This window comes from Mucilaginibacter conchicola (genome assembly GCF_003432115.1).
GTDB lineage: Bacteria > Bacteroidota > Bacteroidia > Sphingobacteriales > Sphingobacteriaceae > Mucilaginibacter > Mucilaginibacter conchicola.
Genome location: NZ_QWDC01000001.1, coordinates 2,053,888 through 2,077,593 on the forward strand (window position 1 = coordinate 2,053,888; position 23,706 = coordinate 2,077,593).

Below are 23,706 nucleotides of genomic sequence, written 5' to 3' on the forward strand. Positions count from 1 at the left end.
AAACACAGCAGCTAACCTATTATTAGCTGTTCCCGATATTCACCGTTAAACCAGGCAAAAGCGGTAAGTTGGCATTGCTACCCAACTGCTTATTCCACTGCATTACCTGTTCAACTTTAACATTATACATTGTGGCAATACTTGCCATAGTTTCACCTTTTTTGGTTACGTGTGTGGTAGGCGCAACCGGCGGCGCACCGTTAGTTACCACAGCTTGTTGCACTGCGCGTGCAGGCATCATTGGCCTTGCCGGTGTAACCGGTGGTGGCGGTGCTATCATGGCATACTGCATTGGCCTCAGCGGGCGTACAGGTGCCGTGATATCATTTATCGCGGTGTGTACTATATCGTTCTGCTGTTTATCCATCTTAGGCACCACAATCTTACGAAGATTATTTGCCGAACCATTCACAATTTGCTGGCGGTATGATGGGTTAAGCGTGCTGAGATCTTTCAGCGGCATACCCAGGGCTTGCGCTACCCTGCTAAGCGATACAAACTTGTTTACCATCACCGTATCGGTTAATATAGCCAGGCTTGCTGTTTGCGGGGTTATGTAATGAATCCTGTGGTACTTCATCACATAATTTACAGCGATAAAGGCAGGTACATAACCACGTGTCTCGGGTGGCAGTTGGTCTCGGATAGACCAGTAATCATGCGCGCCGGTACGTTCCAACGCGTGTTCTACATTGCTTTTACCGCAGTTGTATGAGGCAATGGCCAGCAGCCAGTCGCCAAATTGCAGGTAGGCATCTTTAAGGTAGGCAGCAGCGGCGTTGCTGGCCTGTACCGGGTCGCGGCGCTCATCAACATATTCTGTCATGGCCAAGCCGTAGATCTTGGCTGTTTCTGACATAAACTGCCACGGGCCAGCCGCGCCTACTTTTGAAATAGCATTAGGATTCAATGCCGACTCTACTATCGATAAGTATTTGATCTCATCCGGAATACCGGCATCAGCAAAAGCTTTCTCGTAAATAGGGAAATAATATCTGGATAAGCCCAACATGCGGCCCATATCATCCTTACGGCGACTATACAGGTCAATGTAGGCCTGTACATAGCCGTTATAATCCAAAGGGACTTCCTTTTGGATAGAATCCAGGCGGCGTTTAAAAATAACGTTGTTGTATATAGATACCGGGGCCTGCAGCTCGGGAGCAGTTACATTGGTATCCTGTTGCATGGCTGCCATGGCAAAGCTGGCTGCAACATTAGCTTTAACTGCATGCGCAAATAAAACGCAGGCAAAAAAAGTAAACAGTTTCTTCATATTTTAGGGTAACCCTCAAAAAGTCGCTCGAGAATTATTTATCTAATATATTAATTCCCTATAGCTCTAAGAAATATTCTGAGAAATTTAACAGTTCCCTCTCGGCAAACTTTTTGGTTAGTAATTGTAAGCCTAACGGCAATCCTTTGCTGTTATTGCCTGCCGGTAAGGAAATTGCGGGCATACCAGCCAATGAGGCCTGTACTGTAAATATATCGTATAGGTAGGTAACCACAGGGTCTTTCTCCTTTAACCCTAAGGCAAATGCCGGCTCGGGAGCAGTTGGGGTGAGTATAAAATCGAACTCGTTTAAAACTTCGTTCGTTTTGTCTTGTATCAGGCGGCGAACTTTCTGCGCTTTGGCGTAGTAGGCATCGTAATAACCGGCACTCAGTACAAAGGTGCCCAGCATAATACGGCGTTTTACCTCTTTACCAAAACCTTCTGACCTTGATTTTTTGTAAGTAGTAACCAGATCGGTAGCGTTAGGGCTGCGATAGCCGTAGTGCACACCATCGTAACGGGCAAGGTTTGATGAAGCCTCGGCCATGGCCAAAATATAATAGGTAGGCACCAAGTAATCCAATAACTCAAATGAGATAGGTTTTACCGTATGACCATCGGCACGCAGTTTATCAATATAAGTGGTGAGCGTTGCTTTTACATCAGCATCCACACCAGGGCTTGATAGTGCTTCCTGCAGATAGGCGATGCGCTTTTTGCCGGTTTCTTTTTTTACCTCTGTTGCCTGTGGCACCGGTTCGTGCGCCAGAGTAGCATCGTACTCATCCGGACCAGACATTATCTCTAACAGCAAAGCCGCATCCTCAACCGAATTGGTTATCGGCCCAACCTGATCAAATGATGATGCATAGCTGATGATACCATGCCTTGAAATACGGCCGTAAGTTGGTTTTAGACCTATCACCCCGCAAAAAGATGCAGGTTGCCTAACTGAACCGCCTGTATCGGTACCGATAGCTGCATGGCACATACAGGCCTGCACAGCTACTGCCGAGCCACCTGATGAACCACCGCCTACGCGGGTTTCATCGGCAAAGTTTTTTACGGGGCCAAAGTACGAGTTCTCGTTAGCGGCCCCCATAGCAAACTCGTCGCAGTTACAACGGCCTATGATAATGGCATCCTCGGCCAAAAGTCGTTCAACTATGGTTGATGAATATATAGAGGTAAAATTCTCCAGAATTTTTGAAGAGGCTGTAACCTTATGGTCTTTATAGCAGATATTATCTTTAATGCCGATAACCATACCGGCAAGCTTGCCAACGGGCTCATTATTTTTTAAGCGGGTATCAAGCGCGCGTGCATTAGCCAGTGCTTCATCACCGAAAACCTCGTTAAATACGTTTAGATGGGTGTTTGCCTTTATTTGCTGAAGGTAGTTATTAACCAGCTGTTCAACAGAAACTTCTCCACTTGTTAACCCGCTCTTAATGTCACTATAAGAGTGATAGTTCTTAGCCATGGGCCTAAAATAAAAAAACTTATCTGTTGAAGGCTAAATTTTTCAACAGATAAGTTAGTACAGGCTATATAAGCCTTAATATTTGTTATACCGAAGATTAAACTTTTGGTTTATCTTCTGTATTGGTTGAGCTTGTGCTCTCGCCGTTTTGTGCGTCTTTAAATTCTTTAACACCTTTACCTAAGCCTCGCATTAGTTCAGGTATTTTTTTACCGCCGAACAAGATCAAAATTGCAATAATGATCAGAATGATTTCTGGTGCGCCTAATCCACCCATGATTTTAAGTTTAATTAATTAATATTTTTATCTGTATTACTCTTCAGTAGCTTTCTTTTCAGGAGCTGCTTCTTCAGGTTTAGTTAAGTTGATAGAACTTGCCGGTTGCGTTTCTGCAGCGGGTTTAACCTCAGTTTCGTTCTCAAAAGTAGCATCAGCCGCCGGGGTCGATTCTTCGATAGCATCTGTAGCCGAATGACCGGTATAAGCCGATATTGCACCCTCAACAGGCTCATAAGGTTTGTAATTGGCAGCAGTATTGTTGTCATCTTCTGCTTCCACAGCTTTCTCTTCAACCTTTGCAGCAGGCTTTTTATCCTCGTAATTATTTATCTGGTTGTTTATCTCGCGTTTAACATCTTCAGATGCATCTTTAAACTCGCGGATACCTTTACCCAACCCACGCGCAAGCTCAGGCAGTTTGTTACCGCCAAAAAGCATAAGGGCCACAAATAATATCAAAATCATTTCCGGCGTACCTATATTCAAAAACAAAGGGACCAAAGTTAACATTGTCTATAATTAAAGTTTACAAATATACAATAGTAGTACAAGCTTAACGCTGTAATTTAAAACTAATTATCAGCCAGCCACGATTTAGGGTTCTGCGGTACTTTACCCTTGTTTAAGGTAAATATCACAGTAGGGTCGCCGGTAGATGGGTCTGTTGCCGCCGTACCCAAATTTTGCTTGGCCGATACTTTTTGCCCCGCACTTACCGATACCGATTTTAAGTTTGAATACGCGGTAAAGTACTCCCCGTGTTTTATCAATACCAAATAAGCACCGGCTACATCGGTAACCACCTTTACCTCGCCTTCAAACACCGCTCTTACCGGTGCGTTGGCGTTGGTACGGATCTCATAACCGTCGCTCTCGTTACGGATACCATCGGCATCGGTGTACACACCAAAACCGTGTATAAGCTGCCCGTTGGCTACCGGCCATGGTAAACGGCCTCGGTTACCCAAAAAGTCGTTTGATAACCTTGCCGCCTCAGGCGTAGCATTTAAGATCTGGCTATTCGTTGATGATTTAGTAATAGCCGGTTTAGTTGAAGGAGCCGCGGGTTCCCTGTTCTCTGCCTTGGCTTTCGCTGCGGCAGCCGCAGCAGCTCGCGCCTCAGCACGTGCTTTTTCTTCGGCCTCGCGGCGTGCTATCTCAATCTCGCGCGCAATAGCATTACTAATTGCCCTGTTGGTTTGTGCTATACGTTTACGCACATCCCTTTGCTGTTGCTTTATCTCGCCCTGCTGTTTAGATATATCGCTGATAACCTTTACCTGCGTATTTTTCGCCTTGCCCAACTCTTCTTTCTCTTTTTCCTGGTTGGCCAGCAGGTTATTCTTTTCTTTTTTATCGTGATCCAGCTCGTTTATTTTTACGTGCAGATCGCGCTGGGTGCCTTGTATGTAACCCGCCTGGCGCTCGCGGTATGTACCAAACTGCTGCAGGTATTTTAACCTGCGATATGCCTGGTTAAAATCTTTTGCCGCAAAAATAAACATCAGTTTATTATAGGCACTTTGGTTACGATAGGCAAATAACACCATACCGGCGTACTCTTTCTTCAACTGATCTAACTGCCCCTGTAAACTACGTACGGAATTATTGCTCTGCGAGATCTGGTTATCTAAATTTCTTACCTCAGAGTTGATGTTGGTGATCTTCTCTTCGCGCAGGTTTATTTGCGCTTTAAGGATATTAAGCTGTTTTAAGGATACTTTTTTATTGCTTGCGGTTTCCTGGTACTCGCGGTTTAGCTGATCCAGTTCATCGTTCAACTTTTCGCGGCGGCGTTTAAGCTCGGCGCTGCTTTGTGCAAAAGCATTGGTAACGCCAAGCACGCAGATCAGAAAAAGTACAGCTTTAAAAAATTTCATCCACCAAAAATATAATTTAATTAGCAGGTTCGTAACTTTTTGGGATACTAAACGGATATTCCAATGGCTTATCAAACTCAACTGTACTGTAGCGCAGGTTGGCCTTTATCTTCTTATCGCCGGCTGTTGAATAGATATCTATCTGCGACGGAATAATGCGATCATTCTGCTTTATGAAGGTGTTATTAGTTACCTGGAGCGTTTGCCCCGCCATTGAATTGGTGAGATTGGTTTGGGTAACCTTAAGATCGGCACCCAGCAAAAGTTTAAAAATCACATCCTGCAGGTTCCCGTTAATAACAGTATTGTTACCCTCGGTGTTGATGTCCGCGCGCTCGTTAAGGGTCTCGGGGATGGCGTTACCCACCAGCAGAGCCTGCACTGTTTTAAAATTCACCTGCCTGCCCGCAAACTGGTACACATAGCTAAACGGCTTCTTTAAATACACGCTCTGCAAACGGTTGATCACCTGTATGCTATCGGGCGTGATGAGCGCACGGGCACCCTCGATACCGGCAAAACCGGTGATAGAGATCCAGATCTTTTGGTCGCGGTTAATGCGGATGTTCAGCGTAACATCATTGCTGTTACCATTGATATCCAGCTTGGTTTTAGCCTTACCCGTAAAGGTATTGAACGTTACCTGGCTTGAGCGGATAGCCGCCAGCTTTTGGCGTACCGTACTGGCTTTTGCTGCCGCGGCAGAGTCAGCCGTGGTTGGGCGGTTAACCTGCGTTAATTTTTTTGATTTACATGCGGCCAGCATTGCTATACAGCAAATAAGGGCCACACTATTCAGAATATTTCTTCTCATTTATTTTACGTTGTAACACCGGCGATGTAGTGCCAAGCTGTTTTGCTTTTGTCCATTGTTGTACGGCACCGTTCACATCACCTGTAAAAAATAATATGTCGCCATAGTGCTCAATTTTGGTTGCACTGGCGCCACTATCATGTTGGATAGATTTCTCTGTCCATAGTTTAGCCTCGGCATAGTTTTTCTGCTTAAACAGGATCCATGCATAGGTATCCTCAAACGCAGCCGTGTTAGGGATAAGATCATTACTATGCTTTGACATCCGCGCCGCCTTATCCAACTGCTCGTTCCTTAACGACAAATAGTAGGCATAATTGTTCAGCGCGTAAGCATTATCCGGGTCTATGGCGATGGCTTTCTCATAAGCCGCATCTGATGCTTTATTATCGCCGGTTGAGTGGTATGCATCGCCCAGGGCCGAGTAGCTTTGCGCCAGCAGGTTATTGTCCTGCGCCTCAAGCAAGGTCGCGCTTTTTAAATAGCCGATGGCTTTGGTATAATTCTTTTTTTGTTGCCAGGCTACGCCAACCATATAATTCATCCATGCCTGGTTTGGGAACATAGAGAGGGAGTTTTCGCCGTCTTTTATGGCTGCATCGAAATCGTTCTGCCCAAGCTCGATACGTACCAGTTGCTCCTGTATATTATAAGCTTTGCCATCCAAACTCACCGCTTTTTGGTAGGCTTCTTTAGCTTCCTTTACTTTATTGTTCTGTAACAACATATCGCCGTAAATGGCGTAAGCTTTTACATCTGATGGATGCGCGGCAACCATTACCTTGCTCAGTTGCAAAGCACTCGCCTGCGCATTAGGCTCGGGAAATTTGGGAACGTAACCTAAAATAATGCGCAGCTTTTGATCAATATCAACATCGGGGTTGGCAAAGGCCATCTCCAGTTCGTTGTAGCTTAGCTCGGGCTTATTTTGTTCCCGATAAATATCGGCCAGGGCCAAATGCACCATTCCATTTTTAGGATCAACTGCTTTGGCTTTCTGCAAAATAGCAATTGCCTTATCCAGCTGACTGTTGGAGCTATATATCTCGGCCTGCGCCAAGTAATATCTTACCTGCGTGGGGTTTGCTGCTATCAGCTGATCTACTGCCGAAGCAGCTTTCTTCACATCGCCCAGCCTCAAATAAACCTTTTGGCGACTAAGCGCCAGTTCATCGGTCTGGCCTGTCAACTCTTCAACCTTATCATAAAGTTTAAGGGCCTCGTCATAACGTTTCTCTAAATAATAAGCGTTGGCTTTATCGTAGTAGTATTCAGATTTATCAGGCTTTAGGCGAATCAACTCCGTAAGTGCATTCTCCAGCTTCGTTAGTTCGTTGTTCTTTTCATAAATACCAGCCAGGGCCATCCAGTACCATTCGTTATCCTGGTTTACGGTAACAGCCCGCTCCAGTAAATTTTGGGCAGCCGGTATATTGTTTTGCGATTGTGCAATATTGGCCAGCTCAAACATGCTGGCATCATTGGCAGGGTCTATCTGTAAAACGCGGCTAAAAAGTTCTGCAGCCTGCTTTTTATTGTCGATGGTTTTCTCGCGCAGGCCGGTAAAAAACATTTGCTTCACCATGCCGCTATCAGCCTGGGTCATGGGGCGACCAGCAATAATAATAGCACTATTGGCATTCCCTGCCTTTTTGTTTTGGGCAAGGCAGGTACCGGCAAAAGTGGCTACTAAGGTTAATGCTGCTGCAAACTTCATCCTCTCTGTATTATCGCTTCAATATAGCTTTTAATTGGTTACGCTCGGCATATAAAGTGCCGGCCCCAAACAATAGCAATAATCCGTTACCTATAATAATATTACGATGGAATACACTGAACGAAAGGTAAACCAGCACTATTGAAATAACAATATAGGTTACGTTCTTTTTAAGGTTATACGGAATAGGGTAATTCTTTTGCCCCCAGATGTATGACATTACCATCATGCTGGCATAAGCCGCCAGCGAGATCCATGCCGATGCCATGTAGCTATATATAGGTATAAAAATAACGTTGAGCACAATGGTTAACACTGCGCCTATGCCGGATATGTAAAGGCCATATCGTGTTTGGTCTGACAGTTTGTACCAGATAGAAAGGTTGGTATAAATCCCCAAACTAACGTAGCCTAATAACAATGGCGGCACCACACCTAAACCTACCCAATAAGCGGGGTTGTTTACATAGTGCTTTAATATTTGAATGTTAGCTACCACGCCCAAAAACATCAGGCACATGGTTATCACAAAATAGTCCATAATGCGGGCGTAGGTGTAACCCGCGTTTTTATTTTTGGCATGACTAAAGAAGAACGGCTCGGCCCCCATCCTGAATGCCTGGTTAAACAGGCTCAGGAAAACTGAGATACGCGCACAGGCGGAGTAGATACCTACTTCCTGCTCGCTGATATTGGCAGGCAGTAGTTTACCTAACAGGATCTTATCAAAGTTCTCGTTAACAATGTAGGATAAGCCAGCCACCATAACCGGCCAGCTGTAGGCAAACATGTTTTTAAACATGGGCTTATCAAAGCTAAGCTGCAGTTTAAGCAGCTCTGGTAGTAACAATAAAAGGGTTACTATGCTGGCAACCAGGTTTGATATAAACACATAGCCTACCCACCCTTTAACAAACCAGGTCTTTATCCATTCGGCGCCTGCCATATTGTGCTTAATGATGTAAGGCAGCACCCAAATAAATATCAGGTTGAGGCCCACCATCACAAATATGTTCGCCAGTTTAACAATGCCATATTTGAACGGCCTGCCATCGGCACGCAATTTGGCAAAGGGGATGGCGCACCAGGCATCTAAAACCAGTATGCCCAAAAAATACCTGATGTAGCGCTCAAACTCCGCCTGCGAAGTGCCCTCGCCTATTTTTATAAAACCGGCTATGGTATGTATAAACGGCACAGCAAACAGCAGGAAAAATATCGTCACCAAAAAAACCACCCAAAAGCTGTTGTTGTAAACCTGCCTTTTTTGATCGGGGTGTTTGTTGAGGTAGCGAAAAAAAGTGGTCTCCATACCAAAGGCCAGCAGGGCCTGCAGCACAGCGGCGTAGCTGTATAAGGTACTGAATACGCTGTAAACCTTAGGGTCGTAAGCGCGGGTGTATAACGGTGTTAGTATTGAACTGAGTAAACGCTGTACAACAGTAGTGGTGCCGTATATAGCCGTTTGCCCTGCGAATTTTTTTGCGGTTGACAAATCTGAATGGTCTGTGGGTTATAATTACTTTTTAACTACCTCAAAATTACGATAGTTTTTCAATTCGCCTTCATGCGTATCAACAGAGGTTACGCCGGCATCTTCGGGGCCTTCGTTACACCAGTCCAGAAACATGTCGAGAGTGGTATCATCGGCTTCGGCAGCTATAAAAACATCGCCATTAGCCTCGTTACGCACAAAACCACGCACGCCAAGCTGATCGGCAACGGCTTTAGTGGATTTACGGTAAAATACGCCCTGCACTTTGCCTTTAACGGTGATATCCAGATGTTTCATGTATTTGATTTGAAAATTTGGTAATTTGAAGATTTGAAAATAATTCCAGGTATGCTTTGGAACGCAAAACTCGACATATAAAATTCATCTTCAAATTTTCAAATCAACGAATTTTCAAATTAAACTCGTTTTCAAATCAAGAAATCTTCAAATTACACGAGTCTTTTAACCTTTGTATCGTCGGTAAGTTTAAAACCATCAAGTCCGGTGAGCAGGTTTAGGCCAGGGGTTTTACCTGCTTCAATGGTACCTTTAGTGCTGTCGACACCCAAAAACTCAGCACCGTTAATGGTTCCCCATTGCAAAAGCATCTCGAGGCTTAACGATGGGAAATGCTGTTGCAAAGTACGCATCTCACTTAATATACACAGTTTGGTATTTGAGGCAAGGCTATCGGTACCCAGGGTAATGTTAAGGTCTTGGTTTACAAAAAGCTCAACCTTGGGCAGGCGCTTTTCAATGTATAGGTTAGCATTGGGGCAAAAGCACCAGTTTATCTTCCTGTCGAAACGTTTAATGAAGTAAATATCTTTAAGATTGGTGCAGGTGTTATGCACCATCAGTATCTTTTGCTTGTTGGTAAGCAAAGGGATAACGCTTTGTAATGAGTTACGTGCCTGCGGCTTAAAAAAGTCTATATTGATATTAAGGTGCTTGTACAGATCAATAAAGCCACCCAGTTTGTAGCGGTAAAATTTATTCTCATCCTCGCATTCCTGATTGTGGATGCTCAGCAGGTTATCATTATTATCGCTGTATTTTTTGATGAGCTTAAATAACTCTTTCGATACCGTGTAGGGCGCATGCGCGGTTACTGATACGGGCTGCGGCTTAAATTGCTCGGCAGTGGCAAGGGCTGCGTTGAAAACCTCTTCGGCACGCTCTGGTACAAAGCCCAATATCTCAACAAAGGTGTGGTAGTACAGTGCGCTATCGGCTTTCATGCCTGCAGTGCCGGGGGTATTTGATATATCGCCAACGGCAACAATACCGTTATCGTACATTTCCTGGTCGGCGGCTAATGAAGCAGCTTCAATAGCTTCAGGATCTGATGCGCGCAGTGCCATTATCTCTTTAATGAAGGAGATAAGACCGGTGCCTGGTTCAATTTTATCTTTTAAATGCGAAAGCTCGGTATGGCAGTGGGTGTTGATGAAGCCGGGGACGATAACACCGCTAAGGGTTTCAACTTTTACATTTGGGGGTGGGCTATTCTCCTCAGTAACTGAGATGACCTTCCCGTGGTCGTCAACAGTCACAATCCCATTCTTTATCGGATCGGCACTAACGGGGAAAACGTAATCGGCTTTAAAACTTTTCATTAATATAACTTGGCATCAGCATTGTCTCCTTAAACCCATTACTTTTACCAAAAGTACAATTAACTTTTAGTTATTGTTTTTAATCTGAAAAAAGAATGACTTTAAATTAAGAACAGATTTTTTAAATTTAAGTACTTTTGCAACGTGAACAATAAAAAAGATAAAATAGACATCCGCAGCATCTCGCTTGAAGCTCTGCAACAGCACTTTATAGCCATGGACGAAAAAGCTTTCCGTGCCAAACAGGTGTACGAGTGGCTATGGAAAAAATCGTGTTTATCTTTTGATGAAATGAGCAACATTTCAAAAGAACTCCGCGCTAAACTGGATGAGAAATTCGTGATCAATAAGGTTGGAATAAACTCTTCGCAAATTAGTGCTGATAAAACTATAAAAAATTCTTTTATATTACATGATGCTCATCTGATTGAGGGGGTTTTAATTCCTACTACAGAGCGCATGACCGCCTGCGTATCATCACAAGTGGGTTGCAGCCTCACTTGTAAATTTTGTGCTACAGGCTATATGGAGCGCAAACGCAACCTTAACCCTGACGAAATTTACGACCAGGTTGTGTTAATTGACAAACAAGCCCGCCAAAATTACGGCATCCCCCTATCAAATATTGTTTACATGGGTATGGGCGAGCCTTTGTTGAATTACGCCAACGTAATGAAATCCATCGAGCGCATTACCGCCGAGGATGGTTTGAACATGGCCGCAAAGCGTATCACAGTATCAACTGCCGGTATTGCCAAAATGATCCGTAAGCTGGGCGATGATAAGGTTAAGTTTAACCTGGCGCTGTCCCTACACGCTGCTAACGACGAGAAGCGTAACACCATTATGCCTATCAACGAGCAAAACACGCTTAAGGCATTAGCCGATGCTTTGAAATACTATTTTGCCAAAACCAAAAACCCTGTTACCTACGAGTACATTGTTTTTGATGGCTTTAACGATACCCTTAAAGATGCCGAAGAACTGGCACGTTTTTGCAAGCACCTGCCTTGCAAGGTAAACATCATTGAGTATAACCCTATCTCGTTCGCCAACTTCATCAACGCAGGTGAAGACCGTATTGAAGCTTTTGCCGATTACCTGCGCAAACAGAACATCAACGTGAACATCCGCCGCAGCCGTGGCAAGGATATTGACGCCGCATGCGGGCAATTGGCGATAAATGAGAAAGAGAAGGAAGTAGCCACAGCCCAATAACCCCCTGATCAAAATTGTCATTTCGAACGAGTGACAGCGAGGAGAAATCTTCTGCAAGCGATACTTAAACAGTAGAAGATTTCTCCTCGTACCTCGTTCGAAATGACAAGGTAGAATGACAAGTTGTTTTTCACTCCACATATTCCTATCTTAAACGCATGCAATTGCTGCGTACCTACTTATCTGATTTTGTATCGCTGATATTTCCGCAGTTGTGTGCGGCTTGTGATGCCAGCCTGATAACCGGCGAGGACGTTATTTGTACAGATTGCCGTTATAACCTGCCCTACACCAATTTCCATCAACAACCTGATAATATTGTAGCCCAACAGTTTTGGGGCAAGCTGAATATTGAAGCAGCCTATGCCCTTTACTATTTTAATAAAGGCGGCAAGGTGCAAAACCTTGTACACCATTTAAAGTATAATGGTATGCATCGCATTGGTAATATATTGGGCGAGATAGCAGGCAAACAGCTAAAGCAAAGCAACACGTTCGCCACGGCAGATTACGTGATCCCCGTCCCGCTCCATAAAAAACGGCTTAAAGAACGTGGTTATAACCAAAGCGCCCACTTTGCAGAAGGCATTGCCAAAGCTTTAGGCTGCCAATGCGAGATCAATAACCTCATCAGAAAGGTGGCTACCAAAACCCAAACGCATAAATCGCGCTTTGCCAGGTTCGAGAACATGAAGGATGTTTTTGATATAGCCCTACCCGAGCGTTTGGCCGGCAAGCATATTTTGTTAGTCGATGATGTCATCACCACCGGCTCAACCCTTGAAGCTTGTGGTACGGAACTGCTGAAAGTGCCGGGATCGAAGTTAAGCATCGCTACGATAGCGTATGCGGAGTAAGGGGTTAATTAAAAGTTGTCATTCTGAGCGCCAGCGAAGAATCTAACCGCGTTCAAATAAACCTTGTCATTTCGAGCGAGTCGAAGCGCGGGAGCTGTGTGTAGGGGCGACGAGAAATCTCCTAAAAGCGACAAGTAAGCGTAAGTATCTTGCGTAGAAGATTTCTCCTCGCTGCCGCTCGTTCGAAATGACAATGGTTAATAAAAAATCTTCTATTCCCCCTTCAGGGGGTTAGGGGGTACCTACTGTTTTTGGTAACGACTCAGTTTCTCATGCAGAGTAGCCGGGTCAAAAGGCTTTAAGATGTAATCGTTCATGCCGGCGCTTTCTATCTGGCCCATCTGGTTGCTCAGCATTGAGGCGGTAAGGGCAATTATCGGCAGGTTTTGGAAGTAGTCATCCGCTTTTGAGCGGATAACACCGGTGGCCTCAAGGCCGCCCATTATAGGCATGTGGATATCCATCAGTACCACATCAAAGTTTTTGTGCTGCTCCAGTTTGTCAATAGCTTCCTGTCCGTTCTCGGCAAAATCGGCACTCGCACCCCATTTTTTGAGCACTTTATTGATCAGCAAACGGTTTATCTGGTTGTCATCAACCACCAAAACATTGATATTTAAATTTGTATCCACTTTATTGATATTATTTGCCTTTTGGTCGGCCACCTTATTAAAAGTTATGGTGAACCAAAAGGTTGAGCCTTCTCCAACCACGCTATCAACGTTGATGCGCGAGTCGTGCAGCTCTATTAAACGCTTGCTAATTGCCAGCCCTAATCCGGTGCCACCATACTTGCGGGTGGTATCCATTTCGGCCTGTTTAAACGATTCGAATATGGTGCCCTGCTTATCCTTAGCGATACCTATACCGGTATCTGCCACACCAAATCTTATACGGACGGTATCCTTGCTTTGCTCAATTACCTTCAGATCGATACTGACGCCGCCCTGGCTGGTAAATTTAACAGAATTACTTACCAAATTCAATAAAATTTGAACAAGGCGTGCGCGGTCGCCAATTATCCTGTCGGGGATGGCGTCTTCTATGCTGCAACTGAGCGTTATCCCCTTCTCCTGGGCCTTGTAACGCATAGAGCCTACAATGCTCTGTACCATCTCGCGCAGGTCTACCTTAGCTTTCTCCAGTTCAATGTTGCCGGTCTCTATCTTGGTAAAATCCAGCACATCGTTTATCAGCGTCATCAGGTTCTCTGCCGAGAATTTAAGCACCTCGAGGTTCTCTTTCTGCGAATCGTGCGGGTTATCTTCCATCAACAGGTGCGACATGCCGATAACCGCATTCAGCGGCGTACGGATCTCGTGGCTCATCACCCCTATGAACATATCCTTGGCGCGGCTCAACTGTAGGGCCTCTTCCTTGGCGGCAATCAGTTCCAATTCGGCCTTCTTTTTGGCGGTGATATCGATGATGGTCTCGATATAACGCTCAACCTTACCCTCATCATCCATTACTACGGAGTTGATCACCGAGATCCAAAGCTGTTCGCCATCCTTGCGATAGATCAGCAGGTCGACCTCAAAAGACTGCCTTTGTGCCGATAGCTCGCGCGCTTTTTCTATGATGGCAATATCTGTCAGCTCTCCTTTAAGCGAATCACCGACGTGTTTGCCCTGCACATCGGCAAGGGTATAACCGGTGATTTTCTCGAAGGCGCTGTTCACCCACTCCACATGCCCATCTGCATTGTTGATGATCACACCGCTATCAGTTTTGCTGGCCACCATTGAGAGCGTTTTCAGCTGCTCATCTATTTTTTTGCGCTCGGTTATATCAACCATTACGCCTATTTGACGCTCAACATTCCCATCCTCATTAAACAGCGGACTATTGGATATATACACCCATGCCGGTGAGCCATCCTTACGGTAGATCTTTATTTCTATCTCGTATGAGCGGTTGGCTTTTACCGCTTCAACCGCGCTTTGGAACACCTCGAGGTTGGTCTCCTCACCTATCAACAAGGTGCCTACGGTTTGGTCTTTCAGTTCGGTGAGGCTGTAGCCGATAATGTTTTCCAGCGCCTCGTTTACCCACATAATACGGCCGGCAGCATCGCGTATAAAAATACCACTTGGCGATTTGCGGGCGGCAAATGAAAGGATTTCTACGTTTTGCTCGGCCTGCTTACGCTTGGTGATATCAATAACAATCCGGATGTATTTCTCAATTGAACCATCCTCACCATAAACCGGCGAATTATTTACCAGGATCCAAAGCGGCATGCCGTATTTGCTGGTCATGGATAACTCAACCTCGTAGGGCTGGCTTTTGCGGCGGGCTTCGGTTAACTGGCGCTCAGTCTCGGCATCTACGGGTTTGCCCTGTATTACCTGACCTAAAAATTTGCCTTCAACATCTTTTAAGCAATAGCCGGTAATGTTCTCAAACGCTTCGTTCGTCCACACCACCTCATCGTTGGCATTGCTTATCACCACACCGTTTTTGATCTTGCTGGCCACCAGCGAGAGCTGGCGGGTGTCTTCTATCAGTTTTTGCTGATAAGTAGTATCCCTGCCGCTGGCGTACCATTTGCCTGCGCGGTTTATGGCGCTCCAGCTAATGTGTTTTACATCGCCGTTAAGGGCAACGGTTTGGGTTTCCAGTTCAAAAGGTTTTTGCGAGCGGATGGCCTCTTCTATCAGCGGCACATATTTTTCGCGGTTGCGGCCAACCACAAAATCCCAAAGCGATTTGCCGATGGCCTGCTGGGTGGTATAACCTAAAATATTGGTAACAGATTCATTGATGTATTCTATCTCCGAGTTCTCGCCGGCAATAAAATGAATATCTGCCGAGCTATTGAACAGCGTAGAGTACTGCTTGTGCATCTCCAGGCTGCGCTCCAGCTCTTTCTTCTGTTTGCGCAACAACAGGTGCGACATTACTTCGCTGGCGAGTGTGCGCAGGGCATCGCGCTGCTCAAAGGTAAGTTTACGGGGCACGGTATCTACCACGCAAAGTGAACCCAAACGATAGCCGTCGGGATCTATCAGCGGGGCACCTGCGTAAAAACGAACGCCGCCATCAACATCAACAAAAGGGTTAGTTTTTAGGTCTTCGTGCTCAAGGGTATCGGGCACTTCAAAAATATCGTCGCCTAAAATGGTGTAGTTACAAAAAGAGTGGGCGCGATCGGTTCCGTCTATCTCAATTCCAAATTTGGATTTGAACCATTGTTTATCCTCATTCAGGAGAGTGATGAGGGCCACAGGCGCCTGGCATATATAGGATGCCAGGCGGGTTATGGCGTCAAATTCTTTTTCGGGAAGGGTATCTAAAACATCGTAAGAATTTAAAGCGGCTATGCGCCTCTCTTCAATTTCTGTTGGATGTTTTAAACCCGTTTTACTCATTCTCTACTTAGTCTTCCCTATATAACGGAAAATCTTCCATTAATTTATGAACTTTTTTACGGATTTTTTTGATAGATGTTTCATTCTCAGGGTCAACAATCACAGCATCGATCAATTCAACTATCGTTTCCATATGTTTTTCTTTAAGGCCACGGGTGGTAATTGCAGCCGTACCCAAACGGATACCAGAGGTTACAAATGGCGATTTATCATCAAACGGAACCATGTTTTTATTGGCAGTGATATCGGCACTCACCAATGCTTTTTCAGCCGCTTTACCTGTGATGTTCTTGTTGCGAAGATCGATCAACATTAAGTGATTATCTGTGCCGCCAGATATGATCTCGTAACCGCGGTCAACCAATGCTTTTGCCATAGCAGCACCATTTAGTTTAACCTGGGTAATGTATTTCATGTAGCTATCAGACAAAGCTTCGCCAAAGGCAATAGCTTTAGCAGCGATGATGTGCTCTAACGGGCCACCTTGCGTACCAGGGAAAACAGCCATATCTAACAGAGACGACATCATTTTCACTTCGCCTTTTGGTGTTTTTAAACCCCAAGGGTTCTCAAAATCTTTTCCCATCATAATTAAACCACCACGCGGGCCACGAAGGGTTTTGTGTGTTGTAGTAGTAACAATATGGCAATGCGGCAGCGGATCTGTAAGCAAACCGCGGGCAATTAAACCTGCAGGGTGCGAAATATCTGCCAATACCAAAGCGCCAATTTTATCGGCAACGGCACGGATGAAAGCGTAATCCCAATCGCGCGAGTAAGCCGAAGCACCGCAAATGATCAGTTTTGGTTTTTGCTCAAGCGCAACGCGCTCTAACTGTGCATAATCGATCAAACCGGTTTCTTTTACAACACCGTAAAAGTGCGGCTCGTATAATTTACCAGAGAAATTCACCGGTGAACCATGAGTTAAGTGGCCACCGTGCGAAAGGTCAAATCCTAATATTTTATCGCCAGGGTTAAGTACCGCAAGCAGAACAGCTGCGTTAGCCTGCGCACCAGAGTGTGGCTGCACGTTAGCCCATTCAGCATTAAAAAGTTGCTTTGCACGCTCAATAGCAATGGTCTCTATCTCATCAACTACCTCGCAACCACCATAATAGCGTTTGCCCGGCAAGCCTTCGGCATACTTGTTGGTAGCCACAGAACCTGCTGCTGCCATTACCTGGCGACTAACAAAGTTTTCTGATGCGATAAGCTCAATGCCTTCTTCCTGGCGCTGCTGCTCTTCTTCTAACAGCTTGAATATTAATTTGTCTCTTTTCATTATTGTGTTTTAAAAACGCGGCTAAGTTATAGATTAGATGTGAGATTTGAGAAATGAGATTTGAGATTGACTACTTGGTTTGTAGGGTTTATGAAATGCGCAGGATTTTGGGCGTTTCCCCGATATTATCGGGGCCGGGCTATCCGTTCATACTCCTTCAGGCTTTAGGCGCTGGCCGGTATCCACTGCTATCCCTAAAATATCGTCATTACGAGGAGTGCTAACGACGTGGCAATCCCCGATATACGGGGCGGCTCTGTAGGCCGAGGATTGCCACGCTATCGCTCGCAATGACGTGGTGGGTGAAACAACCTCGCTGCAAACTTCTGACTTTCTACTTTTAACTTTCTACCTCAGACTCCCCTTTCGGTTCTATCCAGAAATTATTAAAGCCTAAGCCTATGGTTATTTCAATAGCTTCCTGCTGCAACATTTCAAGCACGGCTAAAAAGTTATAGATAAAATGCACTTTGTTATCGCTGTTACCGGCGATGTGCTTAAAGTCCATTTTTTTGTTGATGCTGAGCAGGTGCTTAATGGCTTCTTTCTGCTTCTCAATAGTGTATGGGTATTGTACTACGGTATGGTGCACTTCCTGCGTGCGCGAGTTGTATTGGCGCATCATGCGGTTGTAAACCACCATCAGCTTATAAAGGTTCAGCTCAGAAAGTTCCTCGCCGGGGACGGCTACTTTCTCAACCTGCTCAAGGTCGGCTTTGATGTTGCCGCGCTTTTCCTGCTTAAAGCGTTCATCCTCAAAAGGTCGCAGCTCATCGCACAAAACCTTGAACTTCTTGTATTCTATCAGCTTGCGGATCAACCCTTCTTTGGTGTCCATTTCGTTTTCCTCTTCGCCCGTGTTGTGGCGCGGCAAAAGCATCTTGGCTTTTATGCGCATAAGGGTAGCCGCCACAAAGATGAACTCGCTGGCCAGTTCCATGTTCAGCACGGTCATCTGGTGAATGTAGTTCAGGAAATCGTCGGTAATGCCGGCAATGGAGATGTCGTGTATGTCCAATTCATCGCGCTCAATAAAAAACAGCAGAAGGTCAAAAGGGCCTTCAAACTGCGGGAGTTTTATCGCGAACGCATCATCGGTCATGTGTCAAAAATACAGCTATTTAGGCGTAAAATTTTAATAATTGTTAAAATCAAAACATTAATTACGTTTAATATATTCCAATTAAAATAGCTTACTTTGTAAGTTGTATTACAGTCACTAAATTTAAATGCAGGTACCCGCCGGTGAACTCTTAAGTCAAATAAACTTTCCTACTGATCTTAAGCAATTAAAAGAAGACCAGCTTGAACAAGTTTGTAACGAACTGCGCCAATACATTATTGATGTAGTATCGGTTAATGGTGGCCACTTTGCTGCCAGCCTTGGCACTGTTGAACTTTCAGTAGCGCTACAATATGTTTTAAATACCCCTTACGACCAGTTGGTTTGGGACGTAGGCCACCAGGCTTATGGCCACAAAATATTAACCGGCCGTCGTGATAATTTCCATACCAACCGCGTGTACAAAGGCATTAGCGGTTTCCCTAAACGCAGCGAAAGTGTGTTTGATACTTTTGGTGTAGGCCACTCGTCTACCTCAATATCTGCCGCTTTGGGTATGGCCGTAGCATCGCAATACAAAGGCGAGACCGACCGCCAGCACGTTGCCGTGATAGGTGATGGTGCCATGACAGCAGGTTTAGCTTTTGAGGCTTTGAACCATGCCGGTATCGAAAACTCAAACATCCTGGTGATCCTTAACGACAATAACATGTCTATTGACCCTAACGTGGGTGCGCTTAAGGAATACCTTACTGATATTACCACATCAAAACCTTATAACCGTTTCCGTGATGATATAGCCACTGTGCTTACCAAAATATCATCAATGGGCCCGGATGCTTTCAAAATAGCTAAGAAGATAGAGAAAAGCATAAAAGGTACGTTGCTTAAACGCAGCAACTTTTTTGAGGCGCTTAAGTTCCGCTACTTTGGCCCGGTTGACGGCCATGATGTAAAACATCTGGTAAAACTATTGCGCGATCTGCGCGATATCCCCGGCCCTAAATTGCTGCACTGCATTACCACAAAAGGTAAAGGCTATGCACTGGCCGAGAAAGACCAGACCAAATGGCACGCTCCCGGCCTTTTTGATAAGATAACCGGCGAGATCAAAAAAACCAAGTATGATAAGCCGCAACCGCCTAAATACCAGGATGTGTTTGGCCATACCATTATAGAACTGGCCGAGGCTAACCCTAAAATTATGGGTATTACACCGGCCATGCCATCGGGCTGTTCATTAAACCTCATGATGAAGGCTATGCCTAACCGCGCCTTTGACGTAGGTATTGCCGAGCAGCACGCCGTTACCTTTAGTGCCGGTTTGGCTACGCAGGGTTTGGTACCTTTCTGTAACATCTACTCCAGCTTTATGCAAAGGGCTTATGACCAGGTGATACATGATGTAGCCATCCAGAAGCTTAACGTGGTAATGTGCCTTGACCGTGCCGGTTTTGCCGGTGCCGATGGTGCTACCCACCACGGTGCTTATGACCTTGCTTATATGCGTTGCATCCCCAACCTCATCGTATCTGCCCCGATGAATGAGGAAGAGCTGCGCAACCTGATGTACACCGCACAGCAGGACAACATGGGGCCGTTTGTGATACGCTACCCGCGCGGCAACGGTGTTATGGTTGACTGGCAGCGCCCAATGAAGGCTATCCCGGTAGGTAAAGGCCGCCAAATTTGCGATGGCGAAGAGGTGGCTATCCTTAGCATTGGTGCCATAGGTAACGAAGTAGTAAAAGCTACTGAACACCTGCATGCCGAGGGTTATTTCCCTGCCCATTACGATATCCGCTTTGTGAAACCGCTTGATGAGGCTTTACTGCACGAGGTATTCCAGAAATACGCGCACGTAATTACCGTTGAGGATGGTTGCCTTGAAGGCGGCATGGGCAGCGCTGTATTAGAATTTATGGCCGACAACAATTACAAAAGCCACGTAATACGCCTGGGTATCCCCGATGAGTTCATTGAACACGGCGAGCAACCCGAGCTTTGGGCCGAGTGCGGTTATGATGCTGCATCAATAGCTGCCCGCGTTAAAGAAAACGGCATTAAAAGAGAAACACACCAAACGATAGCGTCTTAAGGCGGTGTTGGATATTTGAAGAAGAGCGATGGTCACCCATCGCTCTTCTTGGTTAAAAAATTCGGGTGCCGTCGCGAGCTTCCAGCTCGTGACACTGCATGAATGAAGCTTTCAGCTTCCGTCAACTGAAAGCTCGCGCAAGCCACGGTACGTTATATACATAAATTTCATCTTTATCATTAACTTAACTGCATGAGCAGCAGTTATAAATTCCGTAATCCAGATGGCTTATATTTCGTTACATTTTCTGTTGTTAGATGGATAGATGTATTTAGCCGCAGAGAATATAAAGACATTGTTGTAGATAGCATAAATTACTGCATCAAGGCAAAAGGGCTAAAAGTATATGCATGGGTTATTATGAGCAACCACGTACACATGATAGTAAATACTACAGATCAGCCACTGCAATCAATATTAAGAGACTTAAAACGCCATACCTCAAAAGCTATTATAAAAGCAATAGAAGAAAACACTCAAGAAAGCAGGCGCGATTGGATGCTTTGGTTCTTTGAGCGTGAAGGAAAAGGAAATGCTAATAACGAGACCTATCAGTTTTGGCAGCAAGGGAATCACCCAATAGAATTGATCACGTACGAAGTAACCCAGCAAAAACTTGATTATTTACATGGAAATCCTGTTAAAGCAGGTTGGGTTGATGAACCCGAAAATTATTTATACAGCAGCGCAAGAGATTATGCCGGCGGTAAAGGGTTTGTTGAAGTGATTTTAATTTAAGCTGAAAGCTTAAATCATGCTGGGTCACGAGCTGGAAGCTCGCGACGGCGGAACTAAACAAAAGGAGCGATGGTTGCCCATCGCTCCTTTTTTTATTATAAAAACGCCGTCGCGGGTTTTCAACCCGTGACTATGCATGGATGAAGCTTTCAGCTTCAATAACTTAATTCCTCGCCGGCTGCGCTTTTGGCAACTCTTTGCGGGGGATCATATCTTTACGTTCTGATGTGTTGTAAACAAACGATGCTACAATGGTAGCGGCTTGTTTAAGGTCATCTTCGCTCAGGCGATCGTAGGTATCCTGGTTGCTGTGGTGGGTACGGGTACCGTAATCCATTGCATCCTGGATGAACTGGAAGCCCGGAAGACCAACGGCATCAAAAGAAAGGTGATCGGTACCGCCGGTGTTGCCAACGGTTACAGTACCTGCGCCAAGATCTTTGAAAGGGTTTAACCAGGTTTGGAATATCGGGCCGGCAGCGCTATCGCCCTGCAGGTAAATCCCACGAATTTTACCGGTACCGTTATCAAGGTTATAGTAAGCATCAAGTTTAGCCTGCTCCGGTTTCAGCTCCATGGTTGCAGGGTTACCAAAGTGTGCAGCCACGTAACCGCGCGAGCCGAACAAGCCTTGCTCCTCTGAGCTCCACAAAGCGATACGGATAGTACGTTTTGGTTTAAAGCCAATAGCTTTAAGAATACGCATAGCTTCCATCATTACCGCGCTGCCAGCAGCATTATCAGTAGCGCCGGTAGCACCATGCCATGAATCCAGGTGACCACCTATCATAACTACCTGGTCTTTCAGTTTTTTATCTGTGCCCGGTATCTCGGCAACAACATTGTAGCCTTGCAGGTCATCAGTAATAAATTGAGTTTTGATATCGGCTTCCATTTCAACCTTTTGGCCGGCCTTTACCAAACGCAGAATGCGCAGGAAGTCTTCACCGCTGGTTTCCAGTTCAGGTACTACGGCTTTGGCTGTATCGGCATAAGAAGCGCCGTTGGTGGTAAATGTAGTACCATCGGTACCGCGACCCTGGGCCAATATCAAACCAACTTTTTCATCAACCAAAAACTTGCTCATTGCGGCACGCATAGCTATCATTTTGCGGCGTGCAGCCATTTGTGGCGAGTTAGGGTCAAACGCACGGCGCTCGCCGCGGGCTTGTGGTTTTGCAGCAGCCATCTCGGCCAATTGCGCATCGGTATAACGCTCCAGATCTGGTTTGTCAGAACGTTTAAGGGTATTCTTAGTATCAAATATCACGATCTTACCGGCCAGTTTGCCTTTGTATTTATCCAGTTCGGCAATAGAATCGGCTTTAACCAGTACAACTTCGCTTTTGATAGCGCCGTTGGTGCCGGGTGTCCATGCTTTAGGGATGGCGATGATGGCGTGATAGTAAGGTACGGTGATGGCAGCATAGTTCTTCTGTACTTCCCAGCCTTTACCAAATTTGCCCCAAGGCTCCAATTTGGCATTTGCCATGCCCCATGTTTTCAGCTGATTTACCGCCCATGCCTGTGCACGTTTCAGTCCCGGCGAATTTGCCAAACGCGGACCAGATACGTCCGTTAGGTAAAATGCGGTCTCCATCACCTTAGAGTGGTTTAAGCCTTCCTCGCGGATCTTAGCCACAGCGGCCTGGTCAACCGTTTCTTGCGCAAGGGCGCTACCAGCCAGGCCGGTAACTGCCAAAGCAGTGTAAAGTAGTTTTAATTTCATAATGAGTCAGTTAAAGTTAAACGTAACAAACTTATCTAATTAAGGCGGTAAAATGCGCAGGCGGGCTTTAACAAAGTTGTTACAAGTACTTGTAATTTGCGTTATATTTGATTGATGAGCGAATTTAGATTAGATAGATCAGCCTTTAAACTACAGTCGGCTAAAGAAGCAGCAGACCATGATTCTTATTATCAGAAAATGCCTTTGCAAGAAAGAGCGAAAGTCATCAATTACCTCAAAAGCGTAGCCTATAATTATCCTGAAGATAATCCACCAAGATTAGACAGAACTGCATTTAGTATAAGAAGCCGCAGGAGCAATGGGTAATATTTTCAATGAAGATTTTCGGGAATTTATTGACGCATTAAATAAATGCGATGTTCGATATATACTTGTCGGCGGATATTCTGTGATTTTACACGGCAGAAGCAGAACTACAGGTGACATGGATATTTGGGTTGACCGCACAACTGAAAACTACAAGCAACTTAATCGTGCATTTAGTTCTTTTGGGATGCCTGTATTTGACATGACTGCGGACAAGTTTTTAAATGACTCAAAGACGGATGTCTTTACATTTGGCCGCCCACCTGTCGCTATTGATATAATGTTAGACGTTTTAGGTCTCAACTTTAGCGAATGTTTCGATAAAGCTATTTTCTTTGAGGATGATGGATTAGAAGTAAGAACTATTCATATCAACGACTTAATAACGGCGAAGAAAGCATCCGGTAGACATAAGGACTTGGATGACCTTGAACACTTAAATCCATAAAT

The 23,706-nt window shown here is 45.2% G+C and carries 20 protein-coding genes; 6 read left to right on the forward strand and 14 right to left on the reverse strand.

What is annotated here, in order from left to right:
- Positions 1–22: 22 nt before the first annotated feature.
- The 10 genes from D0C36_RS09245 to D0C36_RS09290 form a co-directional block, all read right to left on the reverse strand.
- Positions 23–1,276, reverse strand: coding sequence for a lytic transglycosylase domain-containing protein (locus D0C36_RS09245; RefSeq protein WP_117391231.1), 1,254 nt, complete (start codon positions 1,274–1,276; stop codon positions 23–25).
- Positions 1,277–1,334: 58 nt separating this feature from the next.
- Complete coding sequence (gene gatA / locus D0C36_RS09250) at positions 1,335–2,762, reverse strand: Asp-tRNA(Asn)/Glu-tRNA(Gln) amidotransferase subunit GatA (protein WP_117391232.1); 1,428 nt, start codon at positions 2,760–2,762, stop codon at positions 1,335–1,337.
- 97 nt (positions 2,763–2,859) lie between these two features.
- On the reverse strand, positions 2,860–3,039 hold the full coding sequence (gene tatA, locus D0C36_RS09255; protein WP_117391233.1) for a twin-arginine translocase TatA/TatE family subunit: 180 nt from the start codon (positions 3,037–3,039) through the stop codon (positions 2,860–2,862).
- 36 nt (positions 3,040–3,075) lie between these two features.
- Positions 3,076–3,552, reverse strand: a complete 477-nt coding sequence (locus tag D0C36_RS09260) for a Sec-independent protein translocase subunit TatA/TatB (RefSeq protein ID WP_117391234.1) — start codon at positions 3,550–3,552, stop codon at positions 3,076–3,078.
- 62 nt (positions 3,553–3,614) lie between these two features.
- Positions 3,615–4,922: a murein hydrolase activator EnvC family protein gene (locus D0C36_RS09265; protein WP_117391235.1), complete on the reverse strand. Its 1,308-nt coding sequence runs from the start codon at positions 4,920–4,922 to the stop codon at positions 3,615–3,617.
- Between the two features lie 16 nt (positions 4,923–4,938).
- Positions 4,939–5,736 carry a DUF4292 domain-containing protein gene (locus D0C36_RS09270; protein ID WP_117391236.1) on the reverse strand — a complete coding sequence of 266 codons (798 nt, stop codon included), beginning with the start codon at positions 5,734–5,736 and terminating at the stop codon, positions 4,939–4,941.
- Complete coding sequence (locus tag D0C36_RS09275) at positions 5,714–7,453, reverse strand: tetratricopeptide repeat protein (protein ID WP_117391237.1); 1,740 nt, start codon at positions 7,451–7,453, stop codon at positions 5,714–5,716. Before D0C36_RS09275 ends, D0C36_RS09270 begins: the two co-directional genes overlap by 23 nt.
- Positions 7,454–7,463: 10 nt before the next feature.
- Entirely contained in the window at positions 7,464–8,948 is a 1,485-nt protein-coding gene (locus D0C36_RS09280; RefSeq protein ID WP_117391238.1) for an oligosaccharide flippase family protein, read from the reverse strand.
- 24 nt (positions 8,949–8,972) lie between these two features.
- Positions 8,973–9,245, reverse strand: a complete 273-nt coding sequence (locus tag D0C36_RS09285) for an acylphosphatase (RefSeq protein ID WP_117391239.1) — start codon at positions 9,243–9,245, stop codon at positions 8,973–8,975.
- Between the two features lie 152 nt (positions 9,246–9,397).
- Positions 9,398–10,567, reverse strand: a complete 1,170-nt coding sequence (locus tag D0C36_RS09290) for an amidohydrolase family protein (protein WP_117391240.1) — start codon at positions 10,565–10,567, stop codon at positions 9,398–9,400.
- Positions 10,568–10,711: 144 nt separating this feature from the next.
- On the opposite strand from D0C36_RS09290, the gene rlmN reads away from it, so the two are divergent.
- Positions 10,712–11,785 carry a 23S rRNA (adenine(2503)-C(2))-methyltransferase RlmN gene (gene rlmN, locus D0C36_RS09295; protein ID WP_117391241.1) on the forward strand — a complete coding sequence of 358 codons (1,074 nt, stop codon included), beginning with the start codon at positions 10,712–10,714 and terminating at the stop codon, positions 11,783–11,785.
- A gap of 158 nt (positions 11,786–11,943) precedes the next feature.
- Complete coding sequence (locus D0C36_RS09300; RefSeq protein WP_117391242.1) at positions 11,944–12,642, forward strand: ComF family protein; 699 nt, start codon at positions 11,944–11,946, stop codon at positions 12,640–12,642.
- Positions 12,643–12,884: 242 nt separating this feature from the next.
- On the opposite strand, the gene D0C36_RS09305 is transcribed toward D0C36_RS09300, so the two are convergent.
- The 3 genes from D0C36_RS09305 to D0C36_RS09315 form a co-directional block, all read right to left on the reverse strand.
- Positions 12,885–16,016 (reverse strand): PAS domain S-box protein, encoded by a 3,132-nt coding sequence (locus D0C36_RS09305; RefSeq protein ID WP_117391243.1) that lies wholly within the window; start codon positions 16,014–16,016, stop codon positions 12,885–12,887.
- A 7-nt stretch (positions 16,017–16,023) separates the two neighbouring features.
- Positions 16,024–17,301: a serine hydroxymethyltransferase gene (glyA, locus tag D0C36_RS09310; protein WP_117391244.1), complete on the reverse strand. Its 1,278-nt coding sequence runs from the start codon at positions 17,299–17,301 to the stop codon at positions 16,024–16,026.
- A gap of 340 nt (positions 17,302–17,641) precedes the next feature.
- On the reverse strand, positions 17,642–18,403 hold the full coding sequence (locus D0C36_RS09315; RefSeq protein ID WP_117391245.1) for a segregation and condensation protein A: 762 nt from the start codon (positions 18,401–18,403) through the stop codon (positions 17,642–17,644).
- A 127-nt stretch (positions 18,404–18,530) separates the two neighbouring features.
- Here D0C36_RS09315 and dxs point away from each other — a divergent pair, with 127 nt between their 5' ends.
- Positions 18,531–20,462 (forward strand): 1-deoxy-D-xylulose-5-phosphate synthase, encoded by a 1,932-nt coding sequence (gene dxs, locus D0C36_RS09320; RefSeq protein ID WP_117391246.1) that lies wholly within the window; start codon positions 18,531–18,533, stop codon positions 20,460–20,462.
- Between the two features lie 192 nt (positions 20,463–20,654).
- Positions 20,655–21,200 carry an REP-associated tyrosine transposase gene (locus D0C36_RS09325; protein WP_117391247.1) on the forward strand — a complete coding sequence of 182 codons (546 nt, stop codon included), beginning with the start codon at positions 20,655–20,657 and terminating at the stop codon, positions 21,198–21,200.
- A 163-nt stretch (positions 21,201–21,363) separates the two neighbouring features.
- Here the strand turns inward: D0C36_RS09325 and D0C36_RS09330 are convergent, their stop codons facing one another.
- Positions 21,364–22,929 carry a M28 family metallopeptidase gene (locus D0C36_RS09330; protein ID WP_117391248.1) on the reverse strand — a complete coding sequence of 522 codons (1,566 nt, stop codon included), beginning with the start codon at positions 22,927–22,929 and terminating at the stop codon, positions 21,364–21,366.
- 114 nt (positions 22,930–23,043) lie between these two features.
- On the opposite strand from D0C36_RS09330, the gene D0C36_RS09335 reads away from it, so the two are divergent.
- Together D0C36_RS09335 and D0C36_RS09340 are read left to right on the forward strand one after the other, a co-directional pair.
- A complete protein-coding gene (locus tag D0C36_RS09335) occupies positions 23,044–23,256 on the forward strand; it encodes a hypothetical protein (RefSeq protein ID WP_117391249.1) in 213 nt (70 codons plus the stop codon).
- Entirely contained in the window at positions 23,249–23,704 is a 456-nt protein-coding gene (locus D0C36_RS09340; RefSeq protein WP_117391250.1) for a DUF6036 family nucleotidyltransferase, read from the forward strand. Before D0C36_RS09335 ends, D0C36_RS09340 begins: the two co-directional genes overlap by 8 nt.
- Positions 23,705–23,706 lie beyond the last annotated feature (2 nt).